The sequence below is a fragment of the Lysinibacillus sp. NPDC095746 genome (assembly GCF_044763535.1).
Lineage (GTDB): Bacteria > Bacillota > Bacilli > Bacillales_A > Planococcaceae > Lysinibacillus.
This window is the reverse complement of sequence record NZ_JBIWGL010000039.1, coordinates 1-21,704: the sequence shown is the minus strand read 5'-3', so window position 1 is coordinate 21,704 and position 21,704 is coordinate 1. Positions and strand designations below refer to the sequence as shown.

At 38.3% G+C, this 21,704-nt stretch carries 22 protein-coding genes and 1 pseudogene; 3 read left to right on the top strand and 20 right to left on the bottom strand.

Features of this window, described 5'->3' with window-relative positions; all coding sequences use genetic code 11:
- Window positions 1-31: 31 nt before the first annotated feature.
- The 15 genes from paaX to ACIQ7N_RS21050 all read right to left on the bottom strand — a co-directional run bounded on the left by paaX (window position 32) and on the right by ACIQ7N_RS21050 (window position 12,938).
- Window positions 32-856: a phenylacetic acid degradation operon negative regulatory protein PaaX gene (paaX, locus tag ACIQ7N_RS21120; protein WP_132358327.1), complete on the bottom strand. Its 825-nt coding sequence runs from the start codon at window positions 854-856 to the stop codon at window positions 32-34.
- A 21-nt stretch (window positions 857-877) separates the two neighbouring features.
- Window positions 878-1,654, bottom strand: a complete 777-nt coding sequence (locus ACIQ7N_RS21115) for an enoyl-CoA hydratase-related protein (protein ID WP_402935938.1) — start codon at window positions 1,652-1,654, stop codon at window positions 878-880.
- A gap of 406 nt (window positions 1,655-2,060) precedes the next feature.
- Window positions 2,061-3,263, bottom strand: a complete 1,203-nt coding sequence (locus tag ACIQ7N_RS21110; protein WP_402935936.1) for a thiolase family protein — start codon at window positions 3,261-3,263, stop codon at window positions 2,061-2,063.
- Window positions 3,260-4,129 carry a 3-hydroxyacyl-CoA dehydrogenase gene (locus tag ACIQ7N_RS21105; protein WP_402935934.1) on the bottom strand — a complete coding sequence of 290 codons (870 nt, stop codon included), beginning with the start codon at window positions 4,127-4,129 and terminating at the stop codon, window positions 3,260-3,262. The genes ACIQ7N_RS21110 and ACIQ7N_RS21105 overlap by 4 nt, the downstream gene beginning before the upstream one ends.
- Window positions 4,130-4,203: 74 nt before the next feature.
- On the bottom strand, window positions 4,204-5,712 hold the full coding sequence (locus tag ACIQ7N_RS21100; protein ID WP_402935932.1) for an aldehyde dehydrogenase family protein: 1,509 nt from the start codon (window positions 5,710-5,712) through the stop codon (window positions 4,204-4,206).
- A 16-nt stretch (window positions 5,713-5,728) separates the two neighbouring features.
- A complete protein-coding gene (locus tag ACIQ7N_RS21095; protein ID WP_402935930.1) occupies window positions 5,729-6,502 on the bottom strand; it encodes an enoyl-CoA hydratase-related protein in 774 nt (257 codons plus the stop codon).
- Window positions 6,503-6,504: 2 nt separating this feature from the next.
- Window positions 6,505-7,281, bottom strand: coding sequence for an enoyl-CoA hydratase/isomerase family protein (locus ACIQ7N_RS21090; RefSeq protein ID WP_402935928.1), 777 nt, complete (start codon window positions 7,279-7,281; stop codon window positions 6,505-6,507).
- Complete coding sequence (locus ACIQ7N_RS21085; RefSeq protein WP_132358341.1) at window positions 7,281-7,583, bottom strand: EthD family reductase; 303 nt, start codon at window positions 7,581-7,583, stop codon at window positions 7,281-7,283. The genes ACIQ7N_RS21090 and ACIQ7N_RS21085 overlap by 1 nt, the downstream gene beginning before the upstream one ends.
- Window positions 7,584-7,603: 20 nt before the next feature.
- Entirely contained in the window at window positions 7,604-8,101 is a 498-nt protein-coding gene (paaD, locus tag ACIQ7N_RS21080; RefSeq protein WP_402935925.1) for a 1,2-phenylacetyl-CoA epoxidase subunit PaaD, read from the bottom strand.
- A gap of 29 nt (window positions 8,102-8,130) precedes the next feature.
- Window positions 8,131-8,931 (bottom strand): 1,2-phenylacetyl-CoA epoxidase subunit PaaC, encoded by an 801-nt coding sequence (paaC, locus tag ACIQ7N_RS21075; RefSeq protein ID WP_402935922.1) that lies wholly within the window; start codon window positions 8,929-8,931, stop codon window positions 8,131-8,133.
- Window positions 8,924-9,277 (bottom strand): 1,2-phenylacetyl-CoA epoxidase subunit PaaB, encoded by a 354-nt coding sequence (gene paaB, locus ACIQ7N_RS21070; RefSeq protein WP_132358347.1) that lies wholly within the window; start codon window positions 9,275-9,277, stop codon window positions 8,924-8,926. Before paaB ends, paaC begins: the two co-directional genes overlap by 8 nt.
- A 22-nt stretch (window positions 9,278-9,299) precedes the next feature.
- Complete coding sequence (paaA, locus tag ACIQ7N_RS21065) at window positions 9,300-10,253, bottom strand: 1,2-phenylacetyl-CoA epoxidase subunit PaaA (protein WP_402935919.1); 954 nt, start codon at window positions 10,251-10,253, stop codon at window positions 9,300-9,302.
- 72 nt (window positions 10,254-10,325) lie between these two features.
- Window positions 10,326-10,565: a ferredoxin gene (locus ACIQ7N_RS21060; protein WP_132358351.1), complete on the bottom strand. Its 240-nt coding sequence runs from the start codon at window positions 10,563-10,565 to the stop codon at window positions 10,326-10,328.
- A 28-nt stretch (window positions 10,566-10,593) separates the two neighbouring features.
- Complete coding sequence (locus tag ACIQ7N_RS21055) at window positions 10,594-11,610, bottom strand: NAD(P)/FAD-dependent oxidoreductase (protein WP_402935916.1); 1,017 nt, start codon at window positions 11,608-11,610, stop codon at window positions 10,594-10,596.
- On the bottom strand, window positions 11,607-12,938 hold the full coding sequence (locus ACIQ7N_RS21050; RefSeq protein WP_402935913.1) for a phenylacetate--CoA ligase family protein: 1,332 nt from the start codon (window positions 12,936-12,938) through the stop codon (window positions 11,607-11,609). Before ACIQ7N_RS21050 ends, ACIQ7N_RS21055 begins: the two co-directional genes overlap by 4 nt.
- 458 nt (window positions 12,939-13,396) lie before the next feature.
- On the opposite strand from ACIQ7N_RS21050, the gene ACIQ7N_RS21045 reads away from it, so the two are divergent.
- Window positions 13,397-13,738 (top strand): hotdog fold thioesterase, encoded by a 342-nt coding sequence (locus ACIQ7N_RS21045; RefSeq protein WP_402935910.1) that lies wholly within the window; start codon window positions 13,397-13,399, stop codon window positions 13,736-13,738.
- A 91-nt stretch (window positions 13,739-13,829) separates the two neighbouring features.
- Here the strand turns inward: ACIQ7N_RS21045 and ACIQ7N_RS21040 are convergent, their stop codons facing one another.
- The 3 genes from ACIQ7N_RS21040 to ACIQ7N_RS21030 all read right to left on the bottom strand — a co-directional run bounded on the left by ACIQ7N_RS21040 (window position 13,830) and on the right by ACIQ7N_RS21030 (window position 17,492).
- The gene (locus ACIQ7N_RS21040) at window positions 13,830-14,147 is read right to left on the bottom strand and encodes an ATP-binding cassette domain-containing protein (protein ID WP_402935908.1); all 318 of its coding nucleotides are present in this window, start codon (window positions 14,145-14,147) and stop codon (window positions 13,830-13,832) included.
- Between the two features lie 306 nt (window positions 14,148-14,453).
- Window positions 14,454-14,762: a hypothetical protein gene (locus tag ACIQ7N_RS21035; RefSeq protein WP_402935905.1), complete on the bottom strand. Its 309-nt coding sequence runs from the start codon at window positions 14,760-14,762 to the stop codon at window positions 14,454-14,456.
- A 696-nt stretch (window positions 14,763-15,458) separates the two neighbouring features.
- Window positions 15,459-17,492: a YfaP family protein gene (locus tag ACIQ7N_RS21030; protein ID WP_402935902.1), complete on the bottom strand. Its 2,034-nt coding sequence runs from the start codon at window positions 17,490-17,492 to the stop codon at window positions 15,459-15,461.
- 2,150 nt (window positions 17,493-19,642) lie between these two features.
- Between ACIQ7N_RS21030 and ACIQ7N_RS21025 the strand changes: the two genes are divergently transcribed.
- Entirely contained in the window at window positions 19,643-19,846 is a 204-nt protein-coding gene (locus ACIQ7N_RS21025; protein ID WP_402935899.1) for a YjcZ family sporulation protein, read from the top strand.
- Window positions 19,847-20,041: 195 nt separating this feature from the next.
- Here the strand turns inward: ACIQ7N_RS21025 and ACIQ7N_RS21020 are convergent, their stop codons facing one another.
- On the bottom strand, window positions 20,042-20,332 hold the full coding sequence (locus tag ACIQ7N_RS21020) for a DUF5316 domain-containing protein (RefSeq protein WP_402935896.1): 291 nt from the start codon (window positions 20,330-20,332) through the stop codon (window positions 20,042-20,044).
- A gap of 148 nt (window positions 20,333-20,480) precedes the next feature.
- Window positions 20,481-21,179 carry a Type 1 glutamine amidotransferase-like domain-containing protein gene (locus tag ACIQ7N_RS21015; RefSeq protein WP_402935893.1) on the bottom strand — a complete coding sequence of 233 codons (699 nt, stop codon included), beginning with the start codon at window positions 21,177-21,179 and terminating at the stop codon, window positions 20,481-20,483.
- A 178-nt stretch (window positions 21,180-21,357) separates the two neighbouring features.
- Here ACIQ7N_RS21015 and ACIQ7N_RS21010 point away from each other — a divergent pair.
- Window positions 21,358-21,586 (top strand): annotated as a pseudogene (locus tag ACIQ7N_RS21010) (hypothetical protein); the annotation flags it as partial.
- Window positions 21,587-21,704 lie beyond the last annotated feature (118 nt).

Genomic DNA, 21,704 nt, shown 5'->3' with positions numbered 1-21,704 from the left:
CCATAAATATGGACAAGCTCTTTTTTCATTCTTAATTATCTGCATGGAATATTTCTTCAAAGAAACGGCATGATGGACCTTCCAATAAATTATAATATTCTTGGAATAATAGTGCAGCATGATTTCCACTCCACATAGGCGGTAATAATTCCTGTGGCAGTCCTGGATCGATAAATAAAAACTTACGGTATTCATGAACAAGATTTGTACGCTCTACAAAGCACTCGGCATCCGACATTTCTTGTCTTGAGATTGCACTTTGATGAATAATATATTGCTTACTATATTGATCCATAAACTGCTCATAACGTGCCTCAATTTCAGCCAACGACCAGCTTTTTTCGATTAGTGCTTCATGATCATGAGGGCCAATGTATTCAGCTGTAAAAAAGTCTACATGATTCGCAATATCATATTTTTGAATGAGGAGTTTAACTTCTTCTTCTAAATTATTCGGGGATATCCAACAACCGTTCGAAAAGGACCCAAATCCACTCCATAAGAGCTCTTTACGTAATTCATCTCGAATTTGTCGTTTATCTTCTGGAATAGAGTACATTAATAGTCTCCATTTCCCATCCCACTGAGTCGGTTTTAATTTAAAAATACGATTTGCCGCCTCTTGCATTCGTATTTCACCGCGTTTTGTTAAAAAATAATAACTACGATTCCCTCGTTTTTCTGATTGCAGCCATCCTTGTTTAACCATTCTGGATACAGATACGCGTACATTTTGCTCTGTGTGACCGAATTCTTTTAATAAACGAATCAAACTACCGATCCAAATTTTCGAACCGTAATGCATAATATAATCGCCATAGAGCGTAAAAATCATAGACTGTGTATTTGCACCCATTCTCTCCCTCTACTTTCTAACTCATTTTCCTTGAAATGCAGGTTGCCGTTTCTCACTAAACGCCAGTAAAGCTTCGAGACGATCTTCTGTCGGAATGACTAACTCATATGCCTTCGATTCGATCGCAAGACCCGTTTGTAGATCGGTATTCATTCCTTGCGTAATAGCATATTTTGCTTGACGAACAGCGACAGGGCCATTTTGCATAATTCGCATTGCGAGTGATTCACATTCGTCCAACAACGCCTCTAGTGGCACTGCTTTTAAAATGATGCCTAGAGCTTCTGCCTCTGTAGCTGTAATTTTCGCGGCAGTTAAAATCATTTCTTTGGCCTTCATTTCACCGATTAGTCGTGGTAATCGCTGCGTACCACCTGCACCAGGAATGATTGCCCAGCTTGTTTCAGTTAGTCCGAGTAGTGCCTCGTTAACTGCAATCGCAAAATCACATGCCAATAACAATTCAAATCCACCACCTAATGCATGCCCATTCACGGCTGCAATAGTCGGTTGTGGTAAATTTGCTATACTATTATACACGTCTCGAATTGCTCGTACGTTTCGACGTACTTCTTGCGTTGTTAATGTTTTTCGCTCTTTTAAATCAGCACCCGCACTAAATGCCTTTTCGCCAGCACCTGTAAAAATGACAGCACGGACATCCTCATCTATATGTAATTCATCTACTACTTGTTGCAGTTGAGATAAAGTATCATAATTGAAACAATTTAACACCTCTGGGCGATTTATTGTTACATATGCAATATAATTTTCTATTCTAAATGAAATACTTTTCATTTGCAAACTCTCCTTTTCTATTCGATTGTTTCAAAAAAACGGCACATCGATTGTGCCGTTTCATGTTGTTGAAAACTTTTATGTTAATATTAAAAAGTGTATTGATTAACCATTAATTCGAAGAAGCTGATTTCCGCTACGGGCTACTCGCTTTGTAGCTGCCGCTTTGCTTTCGCTACAGAAAACATATGGGTGATTGGAGTGGAGGCTGGGCGACTCCTTGGGGATCAGCGCCCTGGAGCGAGCACCGCGAGTGAAGCGGCTCATCGGACGCCCCTAGGAAGCTTTGCTCTGTGCGAAAGCGTAGTGCTAACGTAGCGGCAGCAACGAAGCGACCAGCCGGAACGGAAATCACCCCCTTCGTGTCGCAAAAAATCATACTTTCATTTAATTGGACACTTTAATATCATTCAATATTTTCAATAATCGTCGCAATTCCTTGCCCGACACCGATACACATTGAAGCAAGGCCATATTGTACGTTTTGTTTTTTCATTTCGTAAAGCAATGTAGTCACGATTCGGGCACCGCTTGCACCTAGTGGATGACCAAATGCAATAGCGCCTCCGTTGACATTAACTTGTGCTGGATTCAGTTCAAGCTGCTTAATGGATTCTATTGCTTGAGCAGCAAATGCTTCATTTATTTCGTATAAACCAATATCATTTGTTGTTAGGCCTGCACGTTGTAATGCTTTTTTTGAAGAATAAATAGGCCCTAAACCCATAACAGCAGGCTCTAAGCCTGTAACAGCTCCTGTTATATATCGTGCTAATGGTGTTATACCTAACTCTTTTGCTTTTTTAGCACTCATTAATAATAATGCCGATGCACCATCATTCACACCAGAAGCATTACCAGCTGTCACAGTCCCATTTTCAAAAATTGGTCTTAATTTAGCAAGTGCTTCTAAGGTTGTATCGGGGCGTGGATGTTCATCAGTATCCACGATAATTTCATGTCCTTTTCTATCTTTCACATACACAGGCACAATTTCTTCAGCGAAACGCTTTGTGGCAAGCGCTTTTTTTGCACGCTGTTGACTTTCAAATGCAAAAGCATCTTGTTCCTCGCGGCTTATATTAAAACGTTTAGCTACGTTCTCAGCAGTTTGGGGCATTGTATCCGCTCCATACATGCTTTGCAATTTCGGGTTCGTAAAACGCCAGCCGATCGTTGTATCAAACATCTTTTGATCGCCTCTCGGATAATCCACTTCCGGTTTCCCCATCACAAAAGGTGCACGTGTCATACTTTCCGTACCACCTGCGATAAAAATATCACCTTCACCACTCTTTATAGCACGTGCTGCATATTGTATAGCATCCATGCCTGAACCACAAAGGCGATTAATAGTAGTTCCCCCGACCTCAATTGGTAGCTCAGCAAGTAATACAGCCATACGGGCGACGTTTCGATTATCTTCTCCCGCTTGATTGGCATTTCCGAAAATGACATCCTCGATTTGTTTGACTGGCACTTTTGGGTTACGCTCTATAAGCGCCTTTATGACCGTCGCAGCTAAGTCATCCGGCCGAACAGTTTTTAATGCACCTTTATAACGACCAATTGGTGTACGAACAGCATCTACAATTACGACTTCTGTCATTTTTTCACCACCTCTTTTTGCTCGCTATAGTCATAAACCCCTTTTCCACTCTTTCGACCTAGACGTCCAGCTTGTACATATTGTTCGAGCAATGGTGCTGGGCGGTATTTTTCACCGAGCTTTTCATGTAAATATCGCAAATTATTCAGGCGAACATCAAGACCGACTAAATCGACCAATTCGAACGGTCCCATTGGATAATTTAAGCCTAGCTTAACGGCTTTATCGATGTCTTCAGGACTACCTAAGCCTTCCTGTAACATATAAAATGCCTCATTCCCAACGAGTGCACTAATACGACTTGTAACAAAACCTGGGAATTCATTGACGACGACCGTTTGTTTGCCCATTTGTTCAGCAATTTCGCAAATGGTTTGGACTGTATCATCACTAGTTTCTAAACCTCTAATAATCTCCACGAGTTCCATTTTGTGCACAGGATTAAAAAAGTGCATCGCAATCGTTTGTTCAGGTCGTTTTGCATAAGAAGCAATTTCTGTTGGGCTCATCGTTGAAGTATTGGTGGCAAATAAACAGTGCGGTGGAGCAAACTGCTCCATCTGCTCAAAGACAGCCCGTTTAATGTCCCTTTTTTCAGGTACGGCTTCAATGATTAAGTCTGCTTTATTGGCGACAGTAGCTAAATCTGTCACATAAGTCAGACGTAATGTTGCTTCCTGTACTTGCTGCGCTGTTAATTTTCCTCGTACAACAGATTTTTCGAAAATGGCTGTAATGTCATTTTCGGCATTTTTTAACGCCTGTTCATTAATGTCTATAATAGCTGTTTCAAAGCCACTCATTGCGCTAACGTAGGCAATGCCGCGACCCATAACCCCTGACCCGATGACAATAATTTTTTTCATGAAAGCAACCTCCTTATTGTGAAAACCACATACGACGAGTGAAGACATCTCATCGCATATGGTTTTTGTGGTGGTTAGACGCCTAGTGGATTTAGTGGGCGACTACCATAATATGAAATGATACTTTTCGTCTCTGTATATAAATCTAATGTTTCGATGCATAGCTCACGTCCGAAACCAGATTGTTTATACCCGCCAAATGGGGTACCTGGCATTGCGGAGAATGGGCAATTGACCATTACGATCCCTGCTTGGATTTGATTCGCAATACGAGTAGCACGTGCCCCATCTTTAGACCAAACTGCTGAACCTAAACCAAACTCTGAATCATTTGCTAATCGAATCGCTTCTTTTTCATCGCTAAATGGCATGACAACAACTACCGGGCCAAATATTTCTTCACGCACTACTTTCATGGATTGCGTTACGTCTGTAATAATTGTTGGTTCATACCAGAAGCCTTTTTCAAAGCCCTCTACGGCCGCCACTTTGCCACCTGTTACAATGGTTGCGCCCTCTTCAATGGCTGATTTCACATAGCCATCGATTGTATTTAATTGGTCTTGGTCGATAATTGCCCCCATGTGCGTACCTTTATCGAATGGATCACCTAGTTTAATTGCTGTTGTTTTAGCAACAAATTTCTCTAAAAACTCATCATAAATGTCTTTGTGCACGTATAAGCGTGAACGCGCCTCGCAAGATTGCCCTGAGTTATAGAAAATGCCGTACAATGAACCATCTACCGCCGCATCAATATCAGCATCTTCAAACACTAGATTCGGTGATTTCCCGCCTAGCTCTAATGTAACGCGTTTTAATGTTTGAGAAGCTTTTTCCATAATTCCTTTACCGACTGGTGTGGAACCTGTGAAGGCCACTTTATCAACTTGCTGATGCTCCACTAAGTAATTCCCTACATCTTTACCTGAACCAGGAATGATATTCACAACTCCAGCTGGCACACCTGCTTCTAGGCAAATTTCGCCTAACACGATCGCTGTTAAAGGCGTTAAAGAAGCTGGTTTAACAATAACGGAACAACCAACAGCAATAGCTGGGGCAATTTTCCAAGCAGCCATCATGAGTGGGTAATTCCAAGGAACAATTTGTGCACATACGCCAACAGGCTCTTTTTCAGTATAATTATGAAATTGACCTGGCATATTATTTACGGCTCCACGATGGCCAACAATCGCGCCTGCGTAAAATTCGAAATCTTCTATCGCTTGGTTTACTTGGCCCTGCGCCGTGCTAAGGGATTTCCCTGTATCTAGCATCTCAAGCTCTACGATTTCATTAAAGCGAGAGCGCATAATAGCAGCAATCTTATGGAGCACCTGTGCGCGACGATTCACAGGATATTGCTTCCACTTTCCGAAATCAAACGCTTGGCGAGCCGCTTGCACTGCGCGCTCTGCGTCTTCCTGTGAAGCTTTTGCAACAGTCGCTACGACTTCACCTGTCGCAGGATTAATCGTTTGGAATGTCTCACCATTACTGCTCTCTACCTTTTCACCGTTAATAATTAAATGATAAAAATCGCGTTTCACTAATACTTTCTCTTGTACTTGTTGTGTCATTATCATTCACTCCTTTTTATTGTCCATTAAATTGAGGCTTTCTTTTTTCTGCAAATGCTTTCATACCTTCTTGATGATCATCTGTCGCTCCGGCAATACTTTGGCTTTGTGCTTCGTAAACTAGGAAGTCTTCGAACTTTAAGTGTTCTGCTGCCTTAATATTACGTTTAATAAGGCCGATTGCTTTTGTCGGTAACTGGACAATCTGTTGCGCAAATGAATGAACGTCATCTTCAAATGTTTCATCGCTATAGACAGCAGTTGTTAAACCTAATTGTTTGGCTTCCTCTGCTTTAATACGTTGACCGAGTACAGAAATTTCAAGTGCTTTAGCATCGCCAACTAATCGTTTTAAGTAGTATAAATTACCAGAATCAGGAATTAACCCTACATGGATAAAGGCATTCATAAAGAAAGATTTTTCCGACATTACTCGAAAGTCAGCAGCAAGCGCTAAACTAAAGCCCGCACCTGCAGCTGCACCATTGACAGCCGCGATAATTGGTTTTTCACAGCTATGTAACTGTTTAACCATCGGACCATAGTAATCTGTTAATATTTCACCAAACTTCAAATCTTCACCAATAGCTGAAAGATCTTGACCTGAACAAAATGCGCGTCCTTCACCACGAAGTACAATACAACGCACCTCATCATCTAGTGATGCTTGTTTGACGGCCGTCCGAATTTCATCATTCATCTGTGCAGTAAATGCATTTAATGTGTTGGGACGATTTAATGAAATATAGGCTACGGATTCTTTCAGTTCGTATTGTATAGTTTCAAACATAATTATCTCCCCTTAAAGTTCGGTTGACGTTTTTCAACAAATGCTTGCATACCTTCTTTTTGATCTTCTGAAGAGAATAATAAATAGAAATTTTTCCGTTCAAACTGCATCCCTTCGTAGAGCGAGTAATCCACAGCTTTGTTGACAGCTTCTTTAATAAGACGTAAAGCGAGGGCAGGTTTTTGTGCGAGCATCGTCGCTGTTTTAAGTGTTTCTTCTATTAATATCTCTTGTTGCACAACCTTATTGATGATGCCATATGCGAGCGCTTCATCAGCAGTAATCCTTGCCGCGCTCCAAATCCATTCTAATGCTTTCGTTCGCCCTACTAATTTTGTTAAGCGCTGTGTACCGCCCGCACTAGGCATAACGCCAAGGTTTATTTCAGGGAAGCTAAATTCTGTGCCCTCTGCGGCGATTAATACATCACAACAAAGGGCTAATTCAAAGCCACCTCCGAAAACGAATCCTTTAACACTACCGATAATAGGCTTTTTAATTTGCCCTAAGCGATCCCAATCAGCGAATTGATTTAATAGCTCTAAACGAACTGTATTGTCTGCCGCCATTTCATCAATATCTGCACCAGATGAAAAAGCTTTCCCATTTCCTGCTAAAACGATAACCCGTACGCCTTCGTCACGATCGAACAATTCCATCGCCTGCACAATTTCTCGTACCATCGCACGATTTAATGAATTATATTGGCGGGGGCGGTTTAAGTGAATAAACCCTATCCCACTGTCAATCGTTACTTCAATAAATTCGAATGCTGTCATTATGCATCTTCACCGATGATTAATGTAACGATATCGCTCGCAAAGCTCATTAAATCTTTGCCAGATGCTTTCCCTTCTGGTGACCGTAGTCCATTTTTTAAATCTTCTGCGCTATCATATGTCATTTCACACATTAAGTAATAGGGTGTTTCCGTACCCATCGGCGTTGAATTAAATTTTGTTACTTTCATTTCACGTAAACCTGGTATTTTCGCAGTAATCGGTGTATGAACCTTTTCGTAATGCTCATCAAATGCCACTTTATCAACAGGATGTTTATATAACGCGATTAATTTTGCCATCTTAAAATACGCTCCTTTGTCTACATGGAAGTAGAAATTATTTTCATTGCTTCAAATGGATTTTTACAGCTTTTGCAATATAAAATACTGCGACAAGCTGTTGGGCCAAAAATATTTTCAAGCGTGACATAGGTAGAGCCACAGTACGGGCAATCTACATGCCAAGAGCCGTCTTCTGTTAAAAAACGAGGTGGTGGCGCAATACCAAATTTCTTTAGTCCTTGTCGTCCCTTCTCTGTTACACGATCAGAAGTCCAGGTAGGATGATTCATAAACACGACACTTACTTCCCGAACGCCTTCTAATTGTTCGACTGCTTTTTTTATATTTTGTTGAATAATTGTCAATGCAGGACATCCTGAAAATGTTGGGAGCACTTCAATACGGATATGACCATCATTCACTTGCACACGCTCAATCATGCCAAGGTCAATAATACTGACCGTATCTATTTCAGGGTCCTTCACTGCATCGAGTACTTCATAGATGTGCGCTTCGTGCAGACCCGTAGTTGTCATCGTGATCCTCCTTTTTTTGCAATAGATCGTTACCAACTTGCTGCCAAATCAGATCGATACACCTCTGACATTGTTTCAATAGCCAAAGTTAAATCATCTGTATGTTGTCCGTTGCGACCATTGATAATCAGTTCTGGTAATACAGGTATTGCGATTTCTACAGCTTCAAAAGTGGGTGTTACAATGGCCAACCAACGTTCTTTTATGACCGCTTCTGATTCGATCAATTCATATGCAGTTATATGCGCGGCTGTGCTGCCCAATGACAATAAATCCCCAGTATCTTTTATTACCTCTTGTAATGCTTTCATCATACGTGAACGTGATTCTTCTGTTGCTGTACATAATTGCGTAAACCACGTTGTCCAGTGCATCTGGTGATAATAAAGTTCCGTACTAATTTTCACAGCCACTTCTTTGAGGGGTGTATAGCTGCTCGCTTTAAGTGCATCAATCTTCGCTTTTTTCGCCGTTGTATAGACAAAATTACGTGCTACAGCGTAGCCCCAATCATAATTAGGTGCATCTTTGTAGTACCCTTCTCCGTTCGGGCGTTCTACAAGAAGACTGTTAAACCGCTCCTCTTTTGGTCGGAGCTGCGCTAATGAATCTGCCGCGCCTTCGCCAAGCTCTTCTAAAAGCGTGTAATATAATTTAGCGTGTCCCATTGTATCTTGTGTGATGGATGAGAATGCTACATCTTCCTCAATATGTGGGGCCAACCCAAGCCACTCAGAGCCACGATACGAAAATAAGTAATCATCATCCGCTAATTGATAAAGTACTGTAAGGACGGCCTTTTTATATTCAGGCGTTACTTCGTTAGTCATCTTTCTTCCCTCCCCCACCCCAAGATAGAATTTCTTTTTCGTCCAGCATAACTTGTTCATAGTGACGCCATTTTTTCTTTAAATAGCCATAGCCTTTTGTTGTACGGTAATCTTTATTGTCTAATCGCTGCAGCGCTTGTTTATTATCTTGAGTTAAGCCGTGTAAATGTTTACGATTGACCACCCAAATGTCTACCACAGGCTCACGACGCATAAAATTTTCCTGTGCCATCACTAACGCCATTTCTCCGTTCGGTGCTAAAAGACTGAATTGATGCTGGAAATGTGATGTTGGTGTTCGTTTACTAAATACTTCGAATTCTTGATAGAAAGATTGTTTTTCCACGATGATCCCCCTCTCTATAGCGTTAATTTACTAGAGCCGTTAATGCTTCCCGTACCCAAGCGTTATTTTCATAGGATGAACGACGAAGTGCTAAGCGTTTTTGAGAACATGGACCTTCGTTGCGTTGAATTTTTTTGAAATATTCCCAGTTTGGCTCTTGGTAAATCCATTTTTTTTGCGCTTCATCAAAGTGCAAAGTTGGGTCTGGCACAGTCAAACCTATTGATTGAATACGAGGAACGTATTTTGTTAAGAAGCTTTGACGTAATTCTTCATTCGTTAAAACACGAATCTTATATTTTATCGTTATATCTTGCTTACTAGAACCTGTTGTATCTTTTGAAGCTGGACCAAAGAAAAATAATAGTGATTCCCACCAGCGATTTAACGCATCTTGCACAAGTTCACGCTGTTCAGGTGTACCTTCTGCCAACGCCATAATAATGGCTTCACCGTGTTGTGCATGGAATACTTCTTCTGCACAAATACGTTGTAAAGCACGTGCATAAGGACCATACGAAGAACCTAACATGTTTGTTTGTGAGATAATGGCAGAACCATCTACAAGCCAGCCAATTAAACCCGCATCTGCCCATGACTTTGTTTCCATATGGAATACATTATGGAACTTAAGACGCCCTTCGAATAAATCAATCATTATATCGCCGCGATCTTTACCATACGGTTTTAGCAAATCTTCTGCTACACGTAATAATAATTGACCATGTCCCATCTCATCTTGAACCTTCGCCATAATCCCTAGCTTTCGATATAATGTCGGAGCTTTTGGAACCCACTCTTTCTCTGGAAGAGCACCCATAATTTCACTAATACCATGCATCGAAATTAATTTGATTAGTGCCAAACGATACTCTTCCGGCATCCAATCATCTACTTCAATCTTTTCACCTGCAGCAATCCGCGCCTCAAATTGCTCTTGTAATTGTTGCTCCGATACTTGTGAAACAACACTCATAGTAAAAAACCTCCTTGTATAACCAATTTCCGATAATCGTCACTATTATGTTATGTTAGAGGGTAAAAAAAATCACACTTCTAACAAGACTTTATGATCATTTGCTACTTTAATTGATTCTGTTGGACAACCTTCCATTGCATCCTCTAAATCATCATATAAATCTAGCGGTACTTCTTTGCATCCTTTGTTATTGTCTAAAATAACAAAGGCGATGCCTTCGTCATTATAATCAAAAATATCCGGAGCCGATGCGCCACATGCGCCACAAGCAATACATGTATCTTGATCTACTCTAGTGAATTTCGCCATACACTCATCCTTTCGACAACCTACAGCATTAGCTAAGTTGTTTCTTTTTTTCTTCCATTAGACTCGTACTATGCAACGGTTGCACTTTAGATGTTGGATCAATATATACTTTTGCGTTACTAATAGCTGTAGGTGCCTCTCCAAATCCACTCACAATTAGCTTAACTTTCCCATCATATGTGCAAATATCACCTGCCGCATAAATACCTGGAATGTTAGTTTCCATACGTGAATTAACGACGATGGCATTTTTCCTAATTTCCAAGCCCCAGTCTTTAATGGCCCCTAACGACGACACAAAGCCAAAGTTCACAATAATATCATCTACACCATAGATTGGTTGGATCGTTTCGTCTTTCGCATGCTTTAATTTGACATGTGTGATGCGCTCTTCCCCTACGAGTTCTTCGGGTACAAAAGGTGTAATGACCTCGACAGTAGATTGCAATAAATTTTCTACACTATGTTCATGCGCACGAAACTTATCCCGTCTATGGACAATAGCAACCTTTTTAGCAATTGGTTCTAGCATCATCGCCCAGTCGACTGCAGAATCGCCACCACCAAACACCATCACGTTGCGATCTTTAAAAGCATTAAGATCAGTAATGAAGTAATGTAAATTACATTGTGCAAACTTGTCGTCCTTATCTAATTCAAACTTCCGAACGTTAAACGCACCGTTTCCAGCAGTGATCAATATTGTGCGAGAATAATGCGTGCTCTTCGTAGTAACAATTTTAAAAATCCCGCTTTCATCTTTTTCGATAGTTTGTACAGATTCATTCGTACAAACATCTACCGGGAAAGTTTTCATTTGTTCTTTTAAATTATTGATAAGATCTTGTGCGCGAATTTTTGGAAAACCCGCTATATCATAAATATATTTCTCTGGATAAAGAGCAGCTAACTGACCGCCCAACTGAGGAAGACTTTCGAGAATTTTGACGCTCATGCCTCGCATACCACCATAGAAGGCAGCAAACATACCAACAGGCCCTCCACCTATAATGGTCACATCTTTTATTTGCTCAGTATCAATCATTGAAGAACCTCCTTCTGTTCCATTCTTCTATCAATGACACGAATTGCCTTTCCTTCAGAGCGTGGAATAGCACCACTATTTTCAATGACTAGACTAACGGAAATTAAGCAGGCATTTTTTAAATCGTGCTTAATCTCCTTCGTCAGTAATTGTATAAGCGGATGACTGAGGTCACCTCCTACTTTTTCATATAATTTTGATGTTAACTCAACATGCAGTTCGATCGCATCCATATTTCCTTTCTTTAATAAATGGATTTGATAGTGTGGTGCTAGCCCTTCTATTTGCAATAACTCACGCTCGATTTCAGATGGAAAAACATTGACTCCACGAATAATTAACATGTCATCTGTACGTCCCTTAACACGCGCCATCCGCATTGTTGTACGTCCACATTTACATTTTTCACGTGTAAGCGAAGTAATATCACCCGTACGATAACGAATAATTGGAAGCGCTTCCTTCGTTAAACTAGTAATAACCAGTTCTCCATCTTCTCCATCAGCTACAGGTTCCAATGTATCTGGATCAATCACTTCTACGAAGAAATGATCTTCAGCTATATGTAAACCATCTTGCGCTTCAAAGCACTCGATTGATACACCGGGACCTAGCACTTCACTTAAACCATAAATATCCATTGCGCGAATCGCTAATTTATCTTCTATAGCACGGCGCATTTCCTCTGACCAAGGCTCTGCACCAAAAATTCCATATTCAATCCCGTTCGTCGCTGGATCTATTCCCATTTCCTCCATCTTTTCAGCGATCGTTAGAATATAAGAAGGTGTCCCTGCGATGCCCCTTGGTTTAAAATCATCAATTAATGTAATTTGACGATCCGTATTCCCACCAGAGACCGGTACAACTGCTGCGCCTAAAGTTTCGGCTCCGTAGTGTAAACCCATCCCACCAGTAAATAGACCATAGCCATAAGCATTATGAAAGATATCTGATTTGCGTCCCCCTGCGGTAACAATAGCGCGAGCTAAAAGTCCCGACCACATATCGATATCATTTTTTGTATAACCAACAATTGTTGGTTTTCCACTAGTTCCTGAAGAACCATGAATGCGAACTACATCATCCATCGGTACTGCAAAAAGTTTAAATGGATATTGCTCACGTAAATTTACTTTTTTAGTAAATGGCAATTTGCGAATATCTTCCAAGCTTTGAATATCTGCTGGTTTAACGCCAAGCTGATCAAACAGTTCCTTATAGAAAGGTGTATTGTTATACACTTTTTCTACTGTTGCTTTTAAGCGCTCTAGCTGAATCTTTGCCATTTCTCCCCTTGAAGCTGTTTCTATTTCCGGATGATACATTCCCTAACCCCCTTTACAATTCTCCTTATATAACAAATTAACAACGATAGTAATAGTTTCGTAACTAAGATTAAGATAAACTTATTTGTCCGAATTGTCAATATATTTTGTTATTTCTAATTAAAGTTGCTTTATTAGTCGTTTAAGGATGTTTTTGCTTAAATACTGTTTGTCCATAAACACAAAAGGCTATTTGTAAATATCCCCTTTAAACCTACTATTAATAAGGCATAATTACATAAATACACAAAAGAATCGTAAACGAAACATAATTCTATAAAACTACGTTAATACCGTTTATCTTCCCAATACTAGATGTTAAATCGACTTTATATTTCACTTTAACTTCAATCGTTGTTAATTTGTATGAATAATTTTCATCTATTTTACATATATACTTTTTGAAAACAAAGTATGATAATATTTTCGCAGCTTTATTAAAGGAACATTATTTAGGGATGGAATTAGTAGAATTAAAAGCAGGCTTTGCAAAAATGACAATTTTCCCAACACCTCATATGCTCAATACACACGGAACTGTACATGGAGGTATTATTTTTTCTTTAGCCGACTACGCCTTTGCGGCCGCTAGTAATTCGTACGGCAAAACAGCTGTCGGTGTAACGAATACAATACATTACATGAGCCCAGCTTTGGCAGATCACCAACTAACAGCTATCGCAGAAGAGGTTAAGTTTAGCTTGGTATCAGATCCATATTTGATGATGACTTATGCGCAACAATGGAGGCGATGGTTTATCGTAAAAATGAAAATTTCATCGAATAAGAGGAAGATGTGAGTAACCTGTGTTAAATAGGCTGCTCACATCTTTTTTGACATCGTAAAATCCCTCACTTGTTACAACAAGGAGGAATCTCGATGATGCTATCTTATAATTGCATAATATCCTTCGGCGTCGTCTGTGGTTTACCGAAGTAGGCTTCTTGGATTTTTGGATCATTCAGCAACTCTTGTGCTGTACCTGAAATAGCCATCTTCCCATGGGCTAAAACGCATGCACGATCGGCCACCTTCAATGCAGCTTTCACATTCTGCTCGACTAAAATAATCGTGACACCTCGTTCATCACTCAATCTACGTAAAATAGTCATAATGTCTTTGACGATTAGAGGAGCAAGTCCTAATGATGGCTCATCAAGCATCAACACTTTTGGATTGGCCATTAAACCTCGCCCAATCGATACCATTTACTGCTCTCCACCTGACTCGAGTCTCGATAAATTTTCAATTCACGGCATTCGAATCATTCAATTTTCTAATTGCAATATCCAATCAAAAGCGAATATTATTTGGTCAAAAGATCGCTATTTAGCAAAGCACGCAATGAATTTTCTAGAATTATTTACAGATGAAACTCATCTACGATCCAGCAGAATAATTCGCTAGAGTTAATGAACTACATGAGAAATATTAAACTGGCGCTAAGGTGATGAACTGATGGTTTATGTAAAATAATTATCTCCCGGTTGAAATTTTGACCGGGAGATTTAGATTTATTTAACATACTTTAAATACTTTTTCACAAAGTCTACAATGTAAAGCACTTCTTCTTCTGAAATATTGAATAGGTTGCTAACTTTTCGTAGTTTGACTGGTGATTTTAATTGTTCACGCACTTGATCAATTCTCATGTACTTACATTTTCGAGGGTTTACACAATCTCTAATCTGCTTGTAACGAAGGTAAGCATACCGAGCAAAAGCATTTAACATCTCCCTCTCCTGCTCATCTCGTTGTAATTTTTTTGCCGCTTCATCGATCGTTTCCGAATCAAATGTCCATGTACCATCTGTTATTTGCATAGTACCACCTCTTTCGTAGCGTAAAGTTGATGACAAATATGGTTGCACCTTAATTTGATAGCATTAAGATTGCCTCCATCACTTTTCATAGCTAGTAGATGCATAAGAAAAAGCCACACCTAGTTAAATGTGACTCTTTTTGTATTTTTGTTCAGTTGTTGAATCTCCAGCGAACAACCAAACTTACGTAGACTGGGACGGACATTACCTTAAACTGACGTGGATACCAAATCAAAGGGTTGACGATTACAGCAAAGTAACAAGTGTACATGGAATTTATTTTTATAATGAAAATGTTTTACAGTCCATGTAGACGGGGGAGTATTTAACTTTCCTGGAGGACAATTAGAAAAAGAAGAAACACCTTAAGAAGCATTTCATAAAGAGGCATTTGAAGAAGGTTATGTAAAGGGTCATATCAATTATATAGGTGCAATTGAAATCAGCTGTGAAGAGAATCCTTTATTCAACGCTGATGGAAAGTAACCTTTAATAGGGATTAAATATTTTATTTGCATGTAAGTTCAAGATTTTCTCCCGTTTCTTCGCGAACATTTAACGATAGAGCACAATCGGTAATGATGAACTTGCCAATGAAAGCCTAAGTAGATGGCTCTCCCAGTCAAAATTTTTGACCAGGAGGCTATTTTTACTTATTTCAAACGTCTTTTAAAAGAGAATTAATTTCCTCCCTCTTTAATCCCATCTATCAATCTTAATGACTCTAATAGAATTATTTGTTGTTACTTTAACCGTTAGATTCCATTCATGATCTTTCGAATATCCCACACCGCAAGCAGTTGCACGATCGGCACCTTCAATTGGTGTACTAGCAGTATAGGCTTCTAGCGTTTTTCTGATTTGTCTTAAGTCAGCTTTAAGCGTTTCATTAAAGAATCCTCTGCCTTTCCCTTCCGATGTGTCCTTTACGCCATCCAATAGAAAGAAAATATGACTTCCAGAGTGAGAGAACGCCTCTTCACCCCATAAATTTGGCGAAGTTGTAATACCATTTACCTTCACAAAATTATTTAATTGAACACTCCATGAATCATCACTAGCGTATGATTGACTACTAATATTTGGCTGATGCCCTTTGACATAATCAAATTCAAATACATCCGTTACATAGCCGTCCCCACCAGCTACACCGATAAATGAGTATGTTTTCCCGTTTACTTCTAGTTCAACTTTGAACGGCGTGCTCCCATTTCCTCGTTCACAATAATTATGAACATAAAATCTATAATGACCACCCGGAGCATTTTCACTCCACCTGATATTTTCCACAGGTGATGGATTTCTATGATGTCCACCATTCATATCAATATCTAAAAATCCACCAAATCTATCACTTTTATCTCCATAGTAGATGTGCTCCCCTTTTGGTGTTATGCAATGTAGATCTAAGTCGGTAAAGCCTTCCCATATTAACGAAGCCCGTATTTCATTATTCTCATATCTTCCCCCAGCACTTTCTACTCTCCTTTTAATTTCGCCATCTATTCCTCCGTGATAATACCAACTAAATGTATTGTCCCATTGTAAAATATTTGGCGCTGTTTCATCGGACGCAGTAACTAATGCCATAAAACGACTAGGATTATCGATCAATACTTCCATATTTTCAGTAGTTGGTAGTATTGTTCGTTGGAATTTTTCCCACGTCATCACTGTGCTAGGAAGAGATAATGGAGATGTAGTTTTTTCTTTAGGAATAATATTTGCAAAAATGCCTTTCTTTTGTTCAACAACTTTTTGCTCGGATTGATTTTCCCACAAAAATGACGGAATCTCTTCAAAAGTGGCATATCTTCTTCGCAAAGAATTGGCAATTCCTAACTTTTCAACAATTTTTTCTGCTTCTACAATAGCATTTTGCGTTGGAGCAGCTTGTGACCGCATATAATTCGCTGGATTCATCTTCTCGGCAAAACGACGGGCAACCGATTCAACTGACATACCTGAAACTATGTCATCTAATAATGTACCAATCATAGAACTTCTTATATGACAGAATCCAGAAGGAGCAGTCGCAACAGCTAACCAAACAATATTTGTTTTCTGATTGGTGTTTCCTATACTATTTCGTTTTTCATGCAATGTTTTAAACCATTCTGCAATCCCTAATACTCTATCTGAACGGTATAATGCTTCTGATTGTAATAAAACTACTGCTTGTTCAACTGTCTCGAAAGTATAATCAAGTAATGCATTTGTTAGCATCTTAAATTCTTCTAGCTTCTCCGCCATCACTTGTTCCGCTGTTTGCAATCTAGAGTGATTCACCATTTCTTCGGGAACTACAACGGATAAATGATTCCACTTTCCAGTACGAGGCTGTCCTAATACGGTTGAGTTTGAAATAAATACACCAATGACTTTTGAGTTTAAAACTTCTGCTTTCATTGCTAAAACAGCAGCTTTAAAAAATGGAGGAGCGATATCCTCATCCCATATAGCTGATGCCATAATGCCATTTTCATCAATCGTTACAAGGTCACCAAATCGCTCAATAAAATGTCTACAAGCACTACAATTATAATGTTGTCTTGCTTCTACTGGTAAATTTTCCAAATACAAATCATATAGACCTTGAGCAGTTGTTTTAAATAATTTTTTATTACTAATCGCTTCATCAAAATAGCTTTTTAAATTTTTCTCAAATTCAGGATATCTATCATTCTCATTATTATATACAATATTTGATATGTTACTATTCTCTTTCAATTTTCAACATCTCCTTAGTATATTAAAATTTCGAAATCACTTTTTTGCATCTCTTGATGTCATCAACACCCAATAATCCTTAAATTCCCTCCATATGTATTTTTTTCTATCATACTAATATATCAGAAATCCTATTAAAATATAAATAGACGCTCGGTCCTTGGCAGGATCAAAGAACATGTTAATCGATTATGTCTCGACATTATTGTGTCCAGATTGGCTTTGTGACTGCACAAATAGTTAATGATACTTTTTGGTGTGTTACTTTTTTCGGGTCAGGTTTGTTGATTACCAGTATTCATTCTAATTAATTTGAAGACATTGATTTTCGCTATGGTCTACTCGCTTTCCTGCGAGTTAGCGTCGAGCTGCTTCCTCCGCTTCGTGCTTCGTTGTCCTGACACTTCGTTTTCGCGCAGATAGAACTGGATTGCTGTCGCTTTGCTTTCGCACGTAAAACATCCACTCCGGGCCTCGTCTGTCTCACTTTCCTGCGGGAAGCTTTGCACTGTTACGAAAGCGAAGTGACAGGAGCACTTGAGTAGCCATTTACTACTTTCAAAACTACAAACAAATAATCCTATTTCCGCTCAATAATAAATCTATTTTTCCCTAATCAACACGCCTGATTTCGTGTATCATTTTAAGTGTTCTTGGTGCAAAAATTTTAAACACACCTTTTATTCGTATGGATTTAGAACCAATAGGAGTTGAATTTTGTGGAGTCATGCCGTTAGGGACGTGCATCACTAAATTGATAGATTAAAAAAATAAAACTAAGCTACGGCTTATTGAGGAAAATGATGAACGAAATATTGTAGTAAGTCAAAACGCCAAATCAAAATTATTTGATTTAGTGATTAATTTATTCGGATTCTGTCTTCCGGCATTAGCAATGTTTGGTTATATGAACGAAGTTTTTTTAGTCTAATAGCACTTTATTATACCTGCTATGCTTATTACTTTTATTGCCTTAAATAAACAAGGGAGCATGTAGGAAAAGTGATTGATACAAATTTTTGAAACTTCACCTGTATTTTTAATCTAATTCTCAGGCATTTCACTATACAAACATAGCTACTAAATCATATTAATAGTAGTGTAAAGCTAACTTAGCTTTGCACCTCCTAGTTTGTGGTTTAGGGTCACTTTGGTTCGAGTGACCCTTATTTATTTATCGTTCATTGTTATGTGAATTCCCCTAATTTTTTTCATAACAATACTGATAAATATATAAGCATGATCCGATGAGTTATCTTAAATTTTATATGTTAGAATTTCCTTCAATGTACTTCCCGCCATAAACTAGCTAAGCTATTTGGTGTTTTCTCAGACATAGTAGTTATCACTACTTTTCTATTACCTTTTATTAGTGGCATTATATATGTGGTTTGTATATGTCTAGGAATCGTAGTCACTTTGGTCTGGAAACAAATAATTAATAAGCCACTTTAAAAAGAGCCTTTAAAACAAAGAACTATAAAAATATCCCCTGAATATAGACACGGACCACATTGTCTACTTCAAGGGGAACATTTTACGCACATTGTGACGTTCTAAAAAACTTCGTTAGTCATTCCACCACTTTTATCTAAGCGATACTTTTCTTTTATCTTTCCGAACAACGGAAAACATGTAAAAGCTAAATAATAAAATGATCATGACTGTTATTGCTAAAAAATATGTATCTTGTATCTTAAACAAGAAAGTATTCAAAGAATTTAATAATCCAGTTAACATCAACAATAACCAATAATTATTTTTTCTTTTTGATTGATCACCGTTATTTAGATACTTAGCAGAAAGCCAAATAAAGAAAGGTAAATAGCAGACAATCGAAAAAATTAGAATAGCCCATCCAATAAACGACATAGTACAATCACCTCCAAGAGCCTTCCTTATTTATACGATTGACATTTGTAATAGTTTCAAATTTATTATTCTATAAAAATGTTTCTTACATGCTTTATCCCCTAAGAATTTTCAAAATTTCGAGGAACACTATTTCTAGCTATCCCATTTTGAAATTCAGTTATTCATCATCATTAATTTTTCGGATTTTTAATTCAAACTGAGTAAAACCAAGATGAATACCTCCCCTCCTTTCTACACCAAGACATATTATAGATTGTAGAAGGGAGGGATATTTCATGGGATATTACGGTGGAAATAACTGTTGTTACGGAGGCTATGGCGGTGGCTATGGCGGTGGCTACGGCGGCGGTAGCTATGGCGGCGGTGGCTGCTGCGGATACTATGGTTATGGTCATGGCAGAGGACATGGTTCAGCATTCGCATTAATTGTCGTTCTATTCATTCTTTTAATTATTGTTGGCGCAACATTCGTCTATTAATTTTTTCCAATACTTTCGTTTCTAAATCAGATGAATAATGAAAAAGTTATTGCTATTTATCATTGTCACAATTAATCATTTCCATAAACTCTGTTGCTAAATTTCAAATACCTGGTAATAGAAGGATAACTACCCAGCCTAACATACTACAGTTAAAACAAAAAGGTCACTTTTGTCCGAGTGACCTTTTATTTATCATTTACTTAAATAATATAATAAAACCGCTACAATAATATTTGGTAAAGCAATGCATAAGGAATTTAAAGTAATTTTATTGCGTTCATCCCGATGTTCTGTTGTTTCGGTAGCAATATTTGCCCTCATCCGATCCCCACTAACCATAGACCCTGAAAAAATCATTGAAATGACAATGAAGATACAGCCAACCGCGCCTGAAACTAAATAAATCTTTTCCATTCCCCATAACATCATCGATATCAAAACACCGCAAAGTGATAAGAAAACACCAATTAATACATATTTCACCCCATATCCCCCCTACGTTATTTTACGTTCGATTACCATTTTCTGTTTTATTTTTTATTATACACACTAAGAATAGATATGGATGGTTTTTCTTCTAAAATGAAAATAAGCCTTTTCAAGATCTGAATAAGCTTATTTTTTGAAGTTATTATATACTTCCTAAATATTCAACAGCTAATTTTTGCTCATAGATATCTTTATCCAAGGATACCTTATATGCTTTACCATCAGGTTTTGAACTAACGATTTTATGGATTTCTTGATCGATAAAATGAACCGCTACTCCATCATCAGCGGCAATACCAGATGAGAGTTTATTAGCTTTAATTAAATTATGATAAGCAGGTCTTCGATTGACTTCACCATCATAATGAGGGCAATTACTTCCTGGGAGAAAACCTAAACATGATATCGGCTCTAATTCTCCTCCAAATGAATCCGTTATTCCTTCCTCGAACCAACAAATTGAACCAGCACTTATGCCTGTTAAAAGGATTCCCTCTTGCCATGCCGTCTTAAAAACGCTATCTAACGACCACTCTTTCCATAAAGCTAAAAGGTTTTTAGTATTTCCTCCGCCAACATAAATAATATCTTTTTCCATAATAAAACTTTCTAAATCTCGAGTTGGAGGTGAAAAAAGTGATAAGTGGGACGGAATGCATTGTTGTGAGTTAAAGAAAGAATAAAATTTTGCAATATAATTTTCCGAGTCTCCGCTTGCAGTAGGTATAAAGCAGATCTTAGGTTTGGCTTTGTTAGACTGCTGTAAAATATATGTATCTAATAATGGATTATGAGGCTCCATAGAAAAGCCCCCTCCTCCTAATGCAATAATTTGTTTCATCTTTTCCACTCCCTTTTCGAAAATAGTGTATTTTCTGATTATATAAAACTTCTAGAGGAAACGCACCCATTAGATTAAGAACTTTTTCATTTTATTATTGGTGTAGGTACACCATTTCTCCAATCCTTAATAAATGAGGATTGGTGAGGATTAAGATTTAAAGGTATTTCATCTCTCGAATAACTTCCATCGCCGTTTGAAAGGTTGGATGGAACGATTTCAAGGCGTTGGTACGTATTATTTGGATAGTTACCTCTACTGGTATCGTTGGCTTGAGATACATAAAAACTTGGCATTTGAAAATCGGGTAGAACAAATGCCTTATTTCAGCTTGTCAAAAATCTAACTATTTCACAGTAGGAGCATTAAGAAAAGATAAAGAGCGCCATTTATCAGTTGCTTTTTAAACGGATTAAGTAGTGTACTGTTATTCAACTAAACCAGCTAATAGTTTGTCAATAATTTTCTGTTAAAAGTTTAATAGGCACGTGCTATACTAAAAAAGTGCATAACAAATAACCGTCC